At 68.8% G+C, this 16,358-nt stretch carries 13 protein-coding genes; 10 read left to right on the top strand and 3 right to left on the bottom strand.

The genetic code is table 11. The features are described 5' to 3' along the window. The first annotated feature begins 10 nt into the window (after window positions 1–10). The 5 genes from cyoB to scpA all read left to right on the top strand — a co-directional run bounded on the left by cyoB (window position 11) and on the right by scpA (window position 6,134). Window positions 11–2,011, top strand: a complete 2,001-nt coding sequence (cyoB, locus tag MKK82_RS07020; RefSeq protein WP_238290245.1) for a cytochrome o ubiquinol oxidase subunit I — start codon at window positions 11–13, stop codon at window positions 2,009–2,011. A gap of 4 nt (window positions 2,012–2,015) precedes the next feature. Beyond that, window positions 2,016–2,648, top strand: coding sequence for a cytochrome o ubiquinol oxidase subunit III (gene cyoC, locus MKK82_RS07025; RefSeq protein ID WP_238290246.1), 633 nt, complete (start codon window positions 2,016–2,018; stop codon window positions 2,646–2,648). Continuing rightward, on the top strand, window positions 2,645–3,070 hold the full coding sequence (gene cyoD, locus MKK82_RS07030) for a cytochrome o ubiquinol oxidase subunit IV (protein WP_243985103.1): 426 nt from the start codon (window positions 2,645–2,647) through the stop codon (window positions 3,068–3,070). The genes cyoC and cyoD overlap by 4 nt, the downstream gene beginning before the upstream one ends. A 14-nt stretch (window positions 3,071–3,084) precedes the next feature. Then, window positions 3,085–3,861 (top strand): SURF1 family protein, encoded by a 777-nt coding sequence (locus MKK82_RS07035; RefSeq protein ID WP_243985104.1) that lies wholly within the window; start codon window positions 3,085–3,087, stop codon window positions 3,859–3,861. A 107-nt stretch (window positions 3,862–3,968) separates the two neighbouring features. Further along, entirely contained in the window at window positions 3,969–6,134 is a 2,166-nt protein-coding gene (gene scpA, locus MKK82_RS07040) for a methylmalonyl-CoA mutase (protein WP_238290249.1), read from the top strand. 140 nt (window positions 6,135–6,274) lie between these two features. Here the strand turns inward: scpA and MKK82_RS07045 are convergent, their stop codons facing one another. Both MKK82_RS07045 and MKK82_RS07050 read right to left on the bottom strand, forming a co-directional pair. After that, window positions 6,275–7,831 (bottom strand): PepSY-associated TM helix domain-containing protein, encoded by a 1,557-nt coding sequence (locus MKK82_RS07045; protein WP_243985105.1) that lies wholly within the window; start codon window positions 7,829–7,831, stop codon window positions 6,275–6,277. A 10-nt stretch (window positions 7,832–7,841) separates the two neighbouring features. Continuing rightward, window positions 7,842–10,184: a TonB-dependent siderophore receptor gene (locus MKK82_RS07050; RefSeq protein ID WP_243985106.1), complete on the bottom strand. Its 2,343-nt coding sequence runs from the start codon at window positions 10,182–10,184 to the stop codon at window positions 7,842–7,844. A 402-nt stretch (window positions 10,185–10,586) separates the two neighbouring features. Between MKK82_RS07050 and MKK82_RS07055 the strand changes: the two genes are divergently transcribed. From MKK82_RS07055 to MKK82_RS07070, 4 genes are all read left to right on the top strand, one after another. Further along, a complete protein-coding gene (locus MKK82_RS07055; protein WP_238290286.1) occupies window positions 10,587–11,060 on the top strand; it encodes a VOC family protein in 474 nt (157 codons plus the stop codon). Between the two features lie 553 nt (window positions 11,061–11,613). Next, window positions 11,614–12,528: a helix-turn-helix domain-containing protein gene (locus tag MKK82_RS07060; protein WP_238290253.1), complete on the top strand. Its 915-nt coding sequence runs from the start codon at window positions 11,614–11,616 to the stop codon at window positions 12,526–12,528. Between the two features lie 340 nt (window positions 12,529–12,868). Next, on the top strand, window positions 12,869–13,285 hold the full coding sequence (locus tag MKK82_RS07065) for a cupin domain-containing protein (protein WP_238290255.1): 417 nt from the start codon (window positions 12,869–12,871) through the stop codon (window positions 13,283–13,285). 3 nt (window positions 13,286–13,288) lie between these two features. Further along, the gene (locus MKK82_RS07070; protein ID WP_243985107.1) at window positions 13,289–14,227 is read left to right on the top strand and encodes an NADP-dependent oxidoreductase; all 939 of its coding nucleotides are present in this window, start codon (window positions 13,289–13,291) and stop codon (window positions 14,225–14,227) included. 261 nt (window positions 14,228–14,488) lie between these two features. On the opposite strand, the gene MKK82_RS07075 is transcribed toward MKK82_RS07070, so the two are convergent. After that, complete coding sequence (locus MKK82_RS07075) at window positions 14,489–15,460, bottom strand: cupin domain-containing protein (protein WP_243985108.1); 972 nt, start codon at window positions 15,458–15,460, stop codon at window positions 14,489–14,491. A gap of 218 nt (window positions 15,461–15,678) precedes the next feature. On the opposite strand from MKK82_RS07075, the gene rclC reads away from it, so the two are divergent. Beyond that, window positions 15,679–16,314 carry a reactive chlorine resistance membrane protein RclC gene (gene rclC / locus MKK82_RS07080; protein WP_279602843.1) on the top strand — a complete coding sequence of 212 codons (636 nt, stop codon included), beginning with the start codon at window positions 15,679–15,681 and terminating at the stop codon, window positions 16,312–16,314. Window positions 16,315–16,358 lie beyond the last annotated feature (44 nt).

Here is a 16,358-nt window from a genome sequence, read left to right on the forward strand (position 1 = left end):
GGCCGATCCCATGTTCGCAAATATGGACTTGCAGCAGCTTCTGTTCGGACGCTTCACGATCGAGCAGATCCCCTATCACGAGCCGATCCTGCAGGCGACGTTCGCCGGGGTCGCCGTGGTCGGGCTCACCGTGCTCGGCGTCATCACCTACTACCGCTTCTGGGGGCCGATGTGGCGTGACTGGATCACGTCGATCGACCACAAGAAGATCGGCATCATGTACTGCATCTTCGCGATGGTCATGCTGCTGCGCGGCTTCGCCGACGCGATCCTGATGCGCTCGCAGCAGGCGGTGGCGTTCGGTTCGGAGCAGGGCTTCCTGCCGCCGCACCACTACGATCAGATCTTCACCGCCCACGGCATGATCATGATCTTCTTCGTGGCGATGCCGTTCGTCACGGGGCTCATGAACTTCGCCGTGCCGCTGCAGATCGGCGCCCGCGACGTCGCCTTCCCGTTCCTCAACAACTTCAGCTTCTGGATGACGGTGGCCGGCGGCATGCTGGTGATGGTCTCGCTGTTCGTCGGCGAGTTCTCCCGGGCCACTTGGCTCGCCTACCCGCCGCTCTCCGGGGCGGCGATGAGCCCCGGCGTCGGCGTCGACTACTACATCTGGGCGCTGCAGATCGCCGGCATCGGGACGCTGCTCTCGGGCATCAACCTGATCGCCACCATCGTGAAGATGCGGGCGCCCGGCATGACCATGATGAAGCTGCCGATCTTCGTCTGGTCGTCGCTGTGCACCAACATCCTGATCGTGGCCGCCTTCCCGATCCTCACGGCCGTTCTCGCGATGCTGTCGCTCGACCGCTACGTCGGCACGCACTTCTTCACGAACGACCTCGGCGGCAACGCCATGCTGTACTTCAACCTGATCTGGATCTGGGGTCACCCGGAGGTCTACATCCTGATCCTGCCGGCCTTCGGCGTGTTCTCGGAGATCACCTCGACCTTCTGCGGCAAGCGCCTGTTCGGCTACACCTCGATGGTCTACGCGCTGGTGGTGATCACCATCCTCGCCTACCTCGTGTGGCTGCACCACTTCTTCACGATGGGCTCGGGCGCGGACGTGAACTCGTTCTTCGGGATCACGACCATGATCATCTCGATCCCGACCGGCGCGAAGATCTTCAACTGGATGTTCACGATGTACCGGGGCCGGATCCGGTTCGAGGTGCCGATGCTCTGGGTGGTGGCGTTCATCGTCACCTTCGTGATCGGCGGCATGACCGGCGTGCTGCTCGCGGTGCCCCCGGCCGACTTCGTGCTGCACAACTCGCTGTTCCTGATCGCCCACTTCCACAACGTGATCATCGGCGGCGTGCTGTTCGGGATGTTCGCCGGCGTGACCTTCTGGTTCCCCAAAGCCTTCGGGTTCAAGCTCGACGAGTTCTGGGGGAAGATGGCCCTCGGGTTCTGGGTCACCGGGTTCTACGTCGCCTTCATGCCGCTCTACGTGCTCGGCCTGATGGGCGTGACCCGGCGCATGCAGCACTTCGACGACCCCTCGCTGCAGATCTGGTTCGTCATCGCGGCCATCGGCGCCGCGCTCATCGCCTGCGGCATCGCCTCGCAGATCGTCATGTTCGTGGTCTCGATCCGCAACCGCGACAAGCTGCGCGACCTGACCGGCGACCCGTGGGGCGGGCGGACGCTGGAATGGTCCACCTCCTCGCCGCCGCCGGACTACAACTTCGCCTTCACGCCCGTCGTCCACGATTCGGACGCGTGGTGGGACATGAAGAACCGCGGCTTCGACCGGCCCCTCAAGGGCTACCGGCCGATCCACATGCCCAAGAACACCGCGACGGGGGCGATCCTGGCGGGCCTGAACTTCACCTTCGGCATCGCCATGATCTGGTACGTGTGGTGGCTGGCGGCGCTGACCTTCCTGGCGATCTTCGTCGTGGCGATCGCCCACACCTTTAATTACAAGCGCGACTACTACATTCCCGCAGAAGCCGTCAGTCGGACGGAAGGTCAGCGGACGCGCGAGCTGGAGATGGCGTGATCCGATGATGCACGCAGACACCGCACCCCCCGGCGCCGCGGCGCCGGTCTTCTACCAGACCGACGAGGAGGGCCATCACTCCGAGGGCTCGACCATGCTTGGGTTCTGGCTCTACCTGATGAGCGACTGTCTCATCTTCGCGACCCTGTTCGCGACCTACGGCGTGCTCGGGCGGAGCTACGCGGCAGGGCCGACCCCGAAGGACCTGTTCGACCTGCCGGGCATCGCGGTGAACACCGCCATGCTGCTGTTCTCGTCCATCACCTACGGCTTCGCCATGCTGGAGATGGACCGGGACCGGATCAAGCGGACGCAGGTGTGGCTCGCCATCACCGGCCTGTTCGGCGTCGCCTTCGTGGCCCTTGAGATCCGGGAGTTCGCGCACCTGTTCCACGAGGGCGCGCCGCCCTGGCGCAGCGCCTTCCTGTCCTCGTTCTACACCCTGGTCGGGACCCACGGGCTGCACGTCTCCATGGGCATCCTGTGGCTCGTCGTGCTCATGGTTCAGGTGCGCAAGTACGGGCTGATCGTCGAGAACAAGCGCCGGCTCATGTGCCTGTCGATGTTCTGGCACTTCCTCGACTTGATCTGGATCGGGGTCTTCACCGTCGTCTACCTGATGGGAGTGCTCGAATGAGCGCCGACGCGCACCACATGGCCGGTCCCGTCGGGCACGGTGGAGCCTCCGCGGGGCACGGCCACGACCCGCACGCCCACAGCGAGGGCGGGCACGGGACCGTCCAGAGCTACATGACGGGTTTCGTCCTGTCGGTGATCCTGACGGTGATCCCGTTCTGGCTGGTGATGGGCAACGTCCTCGACAACAGCCTCGTCACCACCCTGGTCATCCTGGCGCTGGGCGGCGTCCAGATGGTCGTGCACGTCGTCTACTTCCTGCACATGAGCACGAAGTCGGAGGGCGGCTGGACCTTCATGGCCCTGATCTTCACCATCACGCTCGTGGTGATCATGCTCGCGGGGTCGGTCTGGGTGATGTATCACCTCAACCACAACATGATGCCGATGGATGCCCACGACGTCATGAACAACGCCCGCTGAGCGCGCGTCCGGAGATGAGACCCGCGGGGTCGGCGGGGGGCCTGGGTCCCTCCCCGGCCCCGAATTCTTTGCTGCGACGCGTCGTGTTCGGCGTCGGCGCCGGCCTCGTCTTCGTCGTCCTGGTCGGTCTCGGCACGTGGCAGGTGGAGCGGCGCGCCTGGAAGCTCGACCTCATCGCCCGGGTCGATGCCCGGGTCCACGCACTCCCCGTTCCGGCTCCCGGCCCCGCCGAATGGCCGCGCCTCGGCCCCGACGACGCCTACCGGCACGTCCGGCTCTCCGGTACCTTCCTGCATGATCGTGAGACGCTGGTTCAGGCGGTGACCGAGCGGGGCGGCGGCTTCTGGGTGCTGACGCCGCTGCGTCGCTCCGACGGCAGCCTCGTTTTGGTCAACCGCGGCTTCGTGCCCGGCGACCGACGGGATCCGGCGAGCCGGCAGGCCGGGGCGGTCGCGGGCGAGGCGCAGGTGACCGGGCTCCTGCGCCTGACCGAGCCCAAGGGCGCCTTCCTGCGCTCCAACGCCCCTGGCGACGACCGCTGGTACTCCCGCGACGTGACGGCGATCGCGGCGGCCCGGGGCCTGACCGATGTCGCCCCCTACTTCGTCGATGCCGACGCGACGGCCAATCCCGGCGGCTTGCCGGTCGGCGGCCTCACGGTGATCGCTTTCCCCAACAACCACCTCGTCTACGCGATTACGTGGTACGGGCTGGCGCTGATGCTGGCGGGGGCGGTGGGGTATATCCTGCGGGCTGGACGCGCCCGGGATCCGGCGTCGGAAGGGCGCTGAGCAACACCCTTCGACGCGGCCCCTGCGTGGTGCTCGACCACAGGGGAGTAGCCCGCTCCGAGGGCGTCTCTATAATGGGGTGACAAACGCCACAACGAGTCAACGCCATGACCTCCCGCATCCCGGACTTCGCCGAAATCCCGCTCGCCGGCGAAACGCTCGCGGTCGCGACCCCGGCGCTGGGCGAGCCCTGGATGACGCCGGAGGGCATCCCCGTGAAGGGCCATTACGGCCCGGAGGACCGGGAGGGCATCGAGTTCCTCGACACGTATCCCGGCATCGCGCCGTTCCTGCGCGGCCCCTACCCGACCATGTACGTCACGCAGCCCTGGACGATCCGGCAATATGCCGGCTTCTCCACGGCCGAGGATTCGAACGCCTTCTACCGCCGGAACCTGGCGGCCGGCCAGAAGGGCCTGTCGGTGGCCTTCGACCTCGCCACCCACCGCGGCTACGATTCCGACCATCCCCGCGTCTCGGGCGATGTCGGCATGGCGGGCGTGGCGATCGACTCGATCTACGACATGCGCACGCTGTTCTCGGGCATTCCCCTCGACGAGATGACCGTGTCGATGACGATGAACGGCGCGGTGCTGCCGATCCTCGCCCTCTACATCGTCGCCGCCGAGGAGCAGGGCGTGCCGCCGCAGAAGCTCGCGGGCACGATCCAGAACGACATCCTCAAGGAGTTCATGGTCCGCAACACCTACATCTATCCCCCGAAGGGATCGATGCGGATCATCTCGGACATCTTCGCCTACACCTCGAAGAACATGCCGAAGTTCAACTCGATCTCGATCTCCGGCTACCACATGCAGGAGGCCGGGGCGACGAACGACCTGGAACTCGCCTACACGCTCGCCGACGGCGTCGAGTACATCAAGGCGGGGCTCGCGGCCGGCCTGACCATCGACCAGTTCGCCCCGCGCCTGTCGTTCTTCTGGGCGATCTCGACCAACTTCTTCATGGAGGTCGCCAAGATGCGGGCCGCGCGCCTGATCTGGGCGAAGCTCGTGAAGGGGTTCGATCCGAAATCCGAGAAGTCCCTGGCGCTGCGCACGCACTCGCAGACGAGCGGCTGGTCGCTCACCGCCCAGGACGTGTTCAACAACGTCACCCGCACCAACATCGAGGCGATGGCGGCGACGCAAGGGGGGACGCAGTCGCTCCACACCAACGCGCTGGACGAGGCGCTGGCGCTGCCGACCGACTTCTCGGCCCGGATCGCCCGCAACACCCAGCTGTTCCTGCAGCAGGAGAGCGGCACCACTCGGATCGTCGATCCTTGGGGCGGCTCCTACTACGTGGAGAAGCTCACCGCCGACATGGTGGCGCGCGCCTGGGAGCATATCCGCGAGGTCGACGGGCTCGGCGGCATGGCCAAGGCGATCGAGGCCGGCATCCCGAAGCTGCGGATCGAGGAGGCGGCCGCCCGCGCCCAGGCGCGGATCGATTCCGGGCGCCAGACCATCGTCGGCATCAACAAGTTCCGGGCCGACGACGAGATGGCGATCGAGCTCCTGCGGGTCGACAACGGCAACGTCCGCCGGCTCCAGATCGACAAGCTCAAGCGCCTGCGCGCCGAGCGCGACGAGGCGGCCGTCGCCGCGGGACTCGAAGCTCTGACCCGGGCCGCCGATGGCGACGGCAACCTCCTGGAACTCGCCGTCGAGGCGGCCCGCGCCAAGGCGACGGTGGGCGAGATTTCGGAGGCCCTGGAGAAGGCCTGGGGCCGGCACCGCGCCGAGATCCGCTCGATCTCCGGCGTCTACAAGCGCGAGGTGGGGGGCATGTCGCCAGTGGTCGAGGAAGTCCGTGCGCTGGTCGAGGCGTTCGAGGAGAACGACGGCCGCCGGCCGCGCATCCTGGTCGCCAAGATGGGTCAGGACGGGCATGACCGCGGCCAGAAGGTGATCGCCTCGGCCTTCGCGGATCTCGGCTTCGACGTGGATATCGGGCCGCTCTTCGCCACGCCGGCCGAGGCCGCCCGGCAGGCGGTGGAGAACGACGTGCACATCGTCGGCGTCTCCTCGCTGGCAGCCGGCCACCTGACCCTGGTGCCGGAGCTGAAGGCGGCGCTGACCGAGCAGGGCCGGGACGACGTGATGATCGCGATCGGCGGCGTGATCCCGCCGGGCGATTACGCGGCGCTGACGGCCGCCGGCGCGGCGGCGATCTTCCCGCCCGGTACGGTGATCGCCGAGGCGGCGGCCAAGCTGATCCGCGCGCTGAACGAGCGGCTCGGCTACGAAGCGCGACAGGCGGCGGAGTAGCGGCGCCCGGAGCCGGCCTGCGACGGCAGCGCCGTCGGCGGTCGCGCTCCGCCCGGAGCCGTTCAGGAACTCTGCCGCCGCGGCTCCCACCAGGGGCAGGCTTTCGTCGCCGGACCGGCCGCCGCCGACGCGGGCGCTGCTCAGATCGGGGCCCCGGTCGCCCTCGCCGAGACGCGGCGGGACGGTCCGTCGTGCCGGCCGATCGTGCGGGCTGCGAACAGGATCAGGGCGGCGACCACCAGCATCGCGCCGTCGAAGGCGAGGAAGACCGGCTCGCCCGGCCCGTCGCCCGCGAGCCGAAGGGCGGCGCCGCGTCCGGCGTCGGCCAGCGCGACGGCGCCGAACAGCCCCGCCGCGACCGTCAGCGTCTCGGGCCAGACCCGCCGGTGCGTCCGCAGGAAGGCGGTGCCGGCGACGAGGAGCCAGACGGCGAAGAACGTCCGGACTTCCCAGTCGGCCCGGTCCGGCAGGGCGACCGGCAGGAGCCGGTTGGCCAGGAAGTACCCGGCGATCGCCGCCGGCATCCCGGCGATCGTCGCGAGGTTGAGGCCTTGAACGAGGCGCAGGCCGAGGCCCCGGGCTGCGGTTCCCTTGGGCAGGCGCGCCGCCGTCCACAGCAGCAGCCCCGTCGCCACCATGGCGCTGCCGGCGAGGCCGCACAGGAAGAACAGCATCCGCAGGGCCGGGCCGGCGAAGTGCGCCTCGTGCAGGCCGACCATCGTGGCGAAGGTCTTGGTCGCCGGCCGCAGCCCCCCCGCGCGCACCTCCACGACCGCCCCGGTGATCCCGTCGAAGGCGATCTGCGGGTGCTCGTGGGAGAGGCCGTGCGGCTCCTCGAACACCGCCACCACGGTCGCGTGCGCGTCCTTCGGGTTGACGATCGTGATCCGCTCCAGGGGCTCCGCCCGCATCGCCAGGGCGCGCGCCACCATCGGCCCGACCGGGGCCAGCGTGCCGGGCAGGCCGGCGGGCGGGCGCGGCGCGGTGATCTGGCCGGATTCGGCAAAGTAGCGCTGGCTGTCGCCGCGATAGGCCGTGCTCACCCCCCAGGGCACGTACATCACCATGAGGGTCGCGAGCCCGGTATAGGTGATCATCAGGTGGAACGGCAGGGCCAGGACACCCGTGACGTTGTGCGCATCGAGCCAGCCCCGCTGGGCGGACTTGTCCCGGCGGAAGGTGAAGAAGTCGGCGAAAATGCGCCGGTGCGTCACGAGACCCGAGATCAGCGCCACCAGCATGATCAGCGCGCAGGCGCCGACGATCCAGCGCCCCCAGAGCGGCGGCAAATTCAGTTCGAAGTGGAAACGGTAGAGGAAATCCCCGCCCCGGGTTGCCCGCAGGACGGCCGGCGCGCCGCTGTCGGGATCCAGCATGACGTGGCCGGCCGGCCGGCCCGGCCCCGTCCGCCAGAACAGCTCCAGCACCGGCCTGTCCGGCCGCGGCAGGGCGATGAACCACGTCCGCGCGCCGCCCGCCTGCGCCTGGAGGTAGGCGACGCCGCGCTCGGCCGCCGCCGCCAGATCCGCCGGCCCGAAGGTCCTGTCGGTGCGGAGTTCGGGCCGCATCCACTGCGAGATCTCGGCCCGGTAGTAGCTCGCCGTGCCCGTCACGAAGACGGCGAACAGCACCCAGCCGACGACGAGGCCCGACCAGGCGTGGAGCCACGCCATCGACTGCCGGAAGGTCTTGCCCACGGCGGCCGCCTCACCAGCGGTAGCGCAGGGTCGCGTAGACCGTGCGCGGCAGGCCGTAATAGCAGCCCGAATAGGTGAAGCAGCCGGTCACGTAGCGCTCGTCGAGGAGATTCTGCACGTTGATCTGCGCGCTGAGGCCGGTGAGCCGCGGGTCGAGGTGCTTCATGTCGTAGGAGGCGACGGCGTCGACCAGCACGCTCTCCGGCACCTTGAAGGTGTTGGCCGGATCGCCCCAGGACGGGCCGAGGTAGCGCACGCCGCCGCCGAGGCCGAGGCCGAGCAGCGGGCCGTCGGTGAAGCGGTAGTCGACGAACAGCGAGGCCGTCATGTCCGGCACCTGCACCGGCCGCAGGCCCTGGAGCGGCACCTGACGGCGGGTCAGGTCGTTCGTGGTGAAGCCGGTGTCGCGGACGTTGCGGATGTCGAGGAGCGAGAAGCCGCCGATCAGGCTCAGACCCTCGGCGACGGTGGCCCGCGCCTCGAACTCGACGCCCTGCACGCCGACCTCGCCGGTCTGCACGACGAAGCCGGGATTGACCGGGTCGGTGGTGGTCGCGTTCGAGCGGCGGATGTCGAAGAACGCGGTGGTCAGCAGGATGTCGGTGCCCGGGGGCTGGTACTTGATGCCGGCCTCGTACTGGTTGCTGGCGATCGGGACGGGGATGCGCCCGGACGAGCCGAAGGCCGCGTCGAAGATCCGCCCGGTGACGATCGGCTCGAACGCCTCGCTGTAGGAGACGTACGGGGCGATGCCGCTGTCGAACAGGTAGAGCAGGCTGGCGCGGCCGGTGAAGGCCTCGGCCGGCACGTCCTGGATGGTCAGCCCGTTCGGCGCGAAGGTGCGGGTCGGGCCGGTCTGCCGGGCGGTGTCGTAGCGGCCGCCGAGCGTCAGGATGAAGCGGTCGACCTTCGCCTGATCCTGGAAGTACACGCCGGTCTGCTGCGCGTCGATCCGCGCGGTCGACGTGAAGGCGGGGAAGCGGATCGGCAGGTCGTGGTCGGGGGCGAGGGCGTTCAGGCCCGTCGTCGCCGGGAACGGCCCGGTGACCGACCGCGTGCTGAAGGTCCGGTGGTCGACGCCGAGCAGCGCCGTGTGGGCGATCGGGCCGGTGTCGAAATCGGCGATGAAGTTGTTGTCCATCGTGTAAGCTTCGATGTCGACCTGGGTGCCGCCGACCGAGCGGCCGATGGCCGGGCCGCTCGTGTACGGGCCGTTGACGTCGCCGAAGGTCGTGAACACGCTGCGGTAGTCGCCGTTCGAGCGCAGGTAGCGGCCGGCCGAGTGGAAGCGCAGGTTCTCGGTGATCCGGTGGTCGAACAGGTACTCGATGGAGGCCTGGGTGCGGTCGGAGCGCTCGATGTTGCGGTCGCCGTCGTAGAAGTTCACCGGCAGCCGGCCGAAGACGCCGTTGCCGAAGTTGCGGGGAAACACCGTACCGACCGCCGGGAAGCCGCCGTAGAAGCCCGAGAACGGATCGCGCTGATAGTTGCCGATGATCGTGAGCGAGGTGTCGGCGGAGGGCCGCCACGTGATGCTGGGATTGATGAAGGCGCGCTCGACCTTCGTGGTCACGGCCGGCCCGTCGCCGTTCCAGCCGAGCCCGATGACCCGGTAGGCGAACTGGTCGGCGAGGCCCGGGATGTCGGATTCGATCGGCCCGCCGATATCGAAGCCGCTGCGCACCTCGCTGAAGCCGCCGCCCTGGACGAAGATCTCGCCGTGCCGGACGAATTGCGGCACCTTCGAGACGAGGTTGACGAGGCCGCCCGGGCCGGACTGCCCGTAGAGGACCGAGGCCGGCCCCTTGATGATGTCGACCCGCTCCAGGCGGTAGGGATCGACCGTGGGGAAGGCGTCGCGGTTGCCCGGCAGCGCCATGTTGTCGAGGAAGATCGGGGCGGCGAAGCCGCGGATGAAGAACTGCTCGAGGCGCGTCGAGCCGGCGCCGCCCCGCTGCTCGGTGGTGACGCTCGGCGTGTAGCGCAGGGCCTGATTGATGGTCAGGGCGTTCTGATCCTCGATCTGCTGGCGCCCGATGACGGAGACCGACTGCGCCGTCTCGACGATGGGCGTGTCGGTCTTCGTGCCGACCGTGCTGCGGCTGGCGACGTAGCCCGGCACGGCGCCGTTGGCCCCGCCGGCCCCGTACAGGTCGCTGTTCAAGGTGCGCCCGCGCCCCTCCCCCATCACGCTGAGTTCGGAGAGTTCGACATCCGTGGCGGGCGCGGGCTCGGCGAGCGCGGCTGTCCCGATGGAGAAGATAGACGTCGTCGATACAAATCCGACGCGCAACAGCCATTCTGCACAAAATGGCGCCCGCGATGCGGATCTACGGCCGGACGGTCTCGACATTATATCGACTCTAAACAGCGACTATTGGGTTATTACGTTCGTGTATGCCCAGTATCACGGATCCGTGATCCGGGTGTGTTTTTGATGACACAGATATCCGAAAGGTATATTTGTATTGATCTAATGAAAAAGCGGGGGTGTGCGCCCGCGGGCGGAGGCGGATGGTGCCTCCGGCAGACCGCACACGGCCTCGGGGAGCGTTCCGGCGGGCTGCTGCGAAATCCGCCCGTCCTCGCGCTCGGAGCGAAGCGCGCGCGGCGCCGATGCGCCTTGAGCGGCGATCCACGGATCGTGATCGCCGACCTTTGCAGCCCGGACGCGGCATGATTGGATGAAGGCCAGCAATCCGTACGGGCCGTGGGCGATGTCCGGCGTCGGCTCTGCCAGCGAGGAAGCGCCATGATCGCCAAGAACACGATCTGCCTCTGGTACGACAAGGACGCCGAGGCCGCCGCGCGCTTCTACGTCGCGACGTTCCCGCAGAGCGCGATGGGGGCGGTTCACCGGGCGCCGGCCGACTACCCGTCGGGACGCGCGGGCGACGTGCTGACGGTCGCGTTCACGGTGGCCGGTCTTCCCTGCATCGGCCTGAACGGCGGATCCGTCTTCCGGCACAGCGAGGCCTTCTCGTTCCAGATCGCCACCGACGATCAGACGGAGACGGATCGCCTCTGGGACGCGATCGTGAGCCATGGCGGGCAGGAGAGCGCCTGCGGTTGGTGCAAGGACCGCTGGGGCATCTCGTGGCAGATCACCCCGCGCGTGCTCACCGCTGCTCTGGCGGCCGGCGGCGAGGAGGCGACGCGGGCCTTCGCTGCCATGATGACCATGCGCAAGATCGACGTGGCGGCGATCGAGGCGGCCCGGCGCGGCTGACGATGCCTCGGCCCGTCACGGTCCGGAACGTGGCCGCGGCGACCGCCCTCCGGACCGCGCCGGAGAGCTCCTTCCAGGCGACCTGACCGCATCTCAGGAGGAGGGTGAGGGCCGGATGCGCGCGGTCGCGCTTCGATGTCGACGCCGGGGCACACGCACGAATCTCGCGGCGTCGCCGACGCGGCCAGTGCGCTGTCGGGTATCGGCAGAACGCTGCTTCCTGGCCCGTCCGCAGGCCTGTGTCGGCACCGCGCAAGGCATATGCAGGATGCCCTCGAACGGCTGAGTCCGATCCAACTCGGCAGCGCGTCGGGCAAGTGGGAACGGCCGAACCCGGCCCGGGGGCGGAAGGCCCGCTTCAGAGCAGGTACGCCACACCAGCCGACGCGTCGCCGCCAGCGCAGCCAGATTGTAGCGGCCACGCTCCGCATTGTCTGAAGGCAGAAGCGTTCAGCTGGCACTCTGGCGGCCATGCCTGATCGCGGGAGACTTGCGTGACGGCTTCCGACAGGTGTCAAATTTGCTCTTCGCCGTCCTGACTCGAGTGGGGGGCATGAGCGAAGCCAGCGACGACCGGATCGGCAAGGGGCGGTGGGCGCTGCCCTCGGCGAACCTTCTTCTCTCTTCGGACGGACGAAGATGGACGGGGATCGCAGCCGAGACGAGACGGCACTCGACCGGTGAGCTGCCCGAGATGATCTCGGATCGGACCGTCGTCGCCTTGGCGCTGCGCGGCAATCCGGACGCCGTGATCCACCGGCGCGGGAACGGCCTCCACCAAGCTACCCGGGCCGCGACCGGTACCTATTGGCTGTGCCCGGAAGGCGTGTCGGAGGATTCCATCCGCATCACGGCCGCAATCCCGGCGATGCTCCACATCTACTTGCCTCACCAGCCCTTCCATGTGCTGTCGCGCGAGGACGCGTTCCCGGACCTCGATGCCACGACCGTCCTGTACGCGGCCGGTCCCCATGACACGTGGATCACCGAGGTCGGCTGGGCTATCGCTGCGGAACTCGCATGCGAGACAGCATCGGGGAAGCTGCTGGTCGAGAGCGCGGCCTTGGCGCTCGCCGCGTCCCTGGCGCACCGGCATTCGGGCAATCGCCTACCTCCTGGCGCTCGGGGTGGGCTTCCGCACGCGCTGGACGCGATGCGGCTCTCGAGGGTGCGGGACTTCATCGACGCCAACTTGGACCGCGACATCGGTGTGGACGATCTGGCGGCGGTCGCCTGCCTCAGCCAGTATCACTTCATCCGCGCGTTCAAGGCGGCGACGGGCCTGCCGCCGCACCGTTACCTCGGGCTTCGGCGTCTCGAACGCGCCAAGGCGTTGCTTCGGCTCGGGCACATGTCCCTGGCGGACATCGCCCTAGCATGCCGCTTCTCGTCGCAAGCGAACTTCACGCGAGCATTCCGACGGTCGGTTGGGCTGCCGCCGGGCGAGTATCGCCTCCGCTTCGGCTGACGCATCCGGCGGCTGGCCCTCAGCTCGGCAATCCGTGAACAAGGAAGCGCAATCCGGGACAACACGGCCGAGGCGGATCGCGTCAGACTGCACCCGCCTCCGTCGTCGGCGGCAGGGCCGCACGGTGGCACGGCTGTGCCAAGATCCGCCTGCCTGAGCATCGCGAAGGCTCGGCCGGCCTATCGATGCGCAGGCCCGGCGCTTGTCTTGAAGGGAGTCTCGGATGCCTCCGCTCCCAGGCAAGGGGTCCAAGACAGGCCGGGGTCGAGATGGACTCGACGCCGGAGCACGTGGTCGGAGTGCTCGGAAGTATCCACGGGTTCGAGTTGGAAGCACGGTCATGAAGAAGTCTGTGATCGTCGCGTCGGCGGCGCTGGCGCTGGTCGGACAGGTGCGAAGCGTCCTGGCCGAGCCCGGGCGGCACGAGCGTGTCACGCCCGTCTTCAGCGCCGCCATTCCCAACGTAACGGGGAAGAGCTTGGTCAGCGCGGTCGTCGACTATCCTCCGGGCGCGAAATCACCGCCGCACAGGCATGCCGCCTCCGCCTTCGTCTACGCCTTCGTGGTGTCCGGCGCGGTCCGCAGCCAGGTCGGCGACGCGCCGGCGCGGGTCTACCGGGCCGGCGAGAGTTTCTCCGAACCCCCGGGTGCGCATCACGCCACCAGCGAGAACGCCAGCGACACCGAGCCCGCACGGCTCCTGGCCGTCTTCATCCTCGACACCGACGATCATCCGCTCACGACGCCGGACCCCTAGCCCATGCGAGCCTGTCGCGTTCACCGCTTCGGTGGTCCGGAAGCCATCAGCCTCGACGACATCCCGGTGCCCACGCCCGGTCCCGGCGAGGTTCTCGTGAGCGTCCGCGCGGCCGGCGTCGGTCCATGGGATTCCTGGATACGGGCAGGCCGGAGCGTTCTCCCGCAGCCACTTCCCCTGACTCTCGGTTCCGACCTCTCGGGCGAGGTCGCTGCCGTCGGCGAGGGTGTCTCTGGGTTCGCGGTCGGCGATGCGGTCTTCGGCGTCACCAGCCGGCGCTTCACGGGCGGCTACGCCGATTACGCCGTCGCCGAGGCCGCTATGTTGGCGCCCAAGCCGCTGAGCCTGGACCATGTCCACGCCGCCTCCATGCCGGTCGTCGCGGTGACGGCGTGGCAAGCCCTGTTCGCGCAGGCTCACCTCGCCCGCGGGCAGAGCGTCTTGATCCACGGGGCCGCCGGGAACGTGGGCGCCTACGCGGTGCAGCTCGCCAGGCGGGGCGGCCTCAAGGTCAGCGCCACGGCAGGCTCGGCCGACCTAGCCTATGTGCAAAGCCTCGGTGCCGATCAGGTGGTCGATTTCCGCTCGACGGCGTTCGAAGACGTCGTGAAGGATGTCGATGCCGTGATCGACCTTGTCGGCGGTGAGGTTCAGGCGCGCTCATTCGCCGTGCTGAGACGTGGAGGCACACTCGTCTCGGCGGTCTCTCAACCGGATCAGGCGTCGGCCCGAAGAGCCGATGTGGAAGCCAGGTTCTTCCTCGTCGCGGTGACCTCCGCGACGCTGTCCGAACTGGGGAGCCTGGTCGACGATGGGGGTTTGACCGCGAGCGTCGGAACCGTTCTCCCGATCACCGGGGTCCGACGAGCTCATGAGATGCTGGACAGTCCTGAGCGCCACCCTCGGGGGAAGATCGTCATGGAGGTCGCTTCGTCGAGTTGATGCATGACCCGAACGGTCGTCGCCGCCGCGCACGCGAGCAGCGCAACGACCAAACGCGATGCAACCCACATCGCGCCTCCCCCCGATCGCGATCGTGTTTGACGGGGACGGCGGAAGGGCAGGCGTCCTGCCTGTACTCGCTGGAGGCCGAACGGCGCAGCGCTCGGCCGCGGCCATGGCTGTCCCGTTCGATGCCGAGAAGGCAGCCGGAGCGGTGCGGCCCGTGGATGCCGGCGCGGCGCAATCCGATGAGCGGCGGGATCAACCGGCCTGTGAGCTCTCCGCCTGCGTGTTCCGCGCCCCCGCATCCCGACGCAGGCTGCCGGGACGGACACCGTACTTGCGCAGGAACGCGCGACTGAGCGCGGCCTGGGACTGATAGCCCACCTCGGCCGCAATCTGGTCGAGTGAGCTGGTGTCCGTCCGCAGGCGGTGGCGGGCGAGCCCGAGCCGCAGGTCGGCGAGGAACTCCAGCGGTGCCATGTCCACCGACTTGCGGAAGGCGCGCACCAGGCTCGCCCGTGAGGCGGCGGCGATCGAGGCCAGCTCGTCCAGCGTCCAGGCGCGCACAGGATCGCGCACCATCGCGAGCACCGCCTGCGCCGTCACGCGCTGCCCGATGAGCCGGAGCAGGCCCTCGGCCGACGCGGAGGCTTCGAGGTGGGCGCGCAGCAGCATGATGAACAGCGCGCTGGCGAGATCTCTCGCGATGGCGATCGATCCGGGGCGGATATCGGTCAGCTCCGAGCGGATACCGGCGACGAGCGGGCTGTAACGGCTGGCCAGGGGCTGCAGGCCGACCCGCAGCACGATCGTGTCGGGCAGCGCGGCCAAGATCAGGCTCTGGGGCGCACCTTCGAAGTTCAGCCGGCCGCAGACCAACTCGACGTCCGGCTCGACCCCGACACTCGTCTTCAGCCGCAACTCGCCGATCCGCCGGACCGTGGTGACGGAGCGTGCATGCCCGGCGCCCTCAACCGCGCGCGTGGTGTGGGCGTCGCCGTGCGGCAGGAGCAGGACGTCGCCCGCTTCGAGCCGCAGCAGGCCGGTCCCGCGGCGGTCGAGCAGCGCGCAGCCCTGCGTGACGATGTGGAAGTAGGCGTGGCCGTTCGGCTCGGCTTCGTGCGGGGCCGTCCAGGCCCCGCCCAGGCGGCACACATCATCGAGCACGGGGCGCACGCGCAGGAGCGGCGCGAGCCCGCTCAGGGTGTCGTCCGTCATCCTCTCCGCCATGACGCCCCTCCGCGACGCGCTTGATCCGCGCGGTCATGATCCTGCGCCGGGCCGGCATCGCGAGACCCGGCCCCAGCGATCATCTTCGCGGCATCGAAGCAGGCGGTCCTGTCCGCATCCGATCCCGGCCGTGAACGGCAGCGCCCAACTCGCGTCCATGAGGGTCGAACGCCACCGATTTGGCAAGCATCCGACCCTTCGAACCCAGGAGTCACGTCATGAATACACAGATCCGTCAGGTCCTCGGGATCGTCTCGGGGCGAAGATCAAACCGCATCGGCCTGGACGCCGTGCGCGTCGCCATCGCAACCATCTTCATCTGGATCGGGGGGTTGAAGTTCGCGCCCTACGAGGCCGACAGCATCACCCCGTTCGTGGCCAACAGCCCGCTGATGTCGTTCTTCTACAGGCACCCCGACCAGTACGCGCAGCACCTCACTCACGAGGGCGAACTCAAGCTCGCCGAGCGCGCTTGGCAGGCGGCGAACGACACCTACGCGTTCTCGAACGGCCTCGGGAGCGTCGAGATCGCCATCGGCCTCCTGGTCCTCGTCGGGCTGGCCTCGCGCCGCTGGGGTCTCGTGGGCGCGGTGCTCGCCTTTCTGACGCCGGTGGTCACGCTGTCGTTCCTCGCGACGACGCCCGAAGCCTGGGTGGCGGCGCTCGGCGATGCGCAGCACGGCTTCCCCTACCTGTCCGGCGGGGGGCGCCTCGTGCTGAAGGACGTCGTTCTGATGGCTGGAGCTTGGCTCGTGGTGGCCGACGGGGCCCGCGCCGTCCTCGAAGACACGGCTCAGGCCTCGGTGGACCGTGCCGGGGCGGGCGCTCCCCTCGCGACCGCATCGCGGACCTAGGACCCGGGAGCGCCCCCCTGCCAGGCGTTCGCATCAGCGATGCG

The sequence above is a fragment of the Methylobacterium sp. E-046 genome, assembly GCF_022829625.1.
Lineage (GTDB): Bacteria > Pseudomonadota > Alphaproteobacteria > Rhizobiales > Beijerinckiaceae > Methylobacterium > Methylobacterium longum.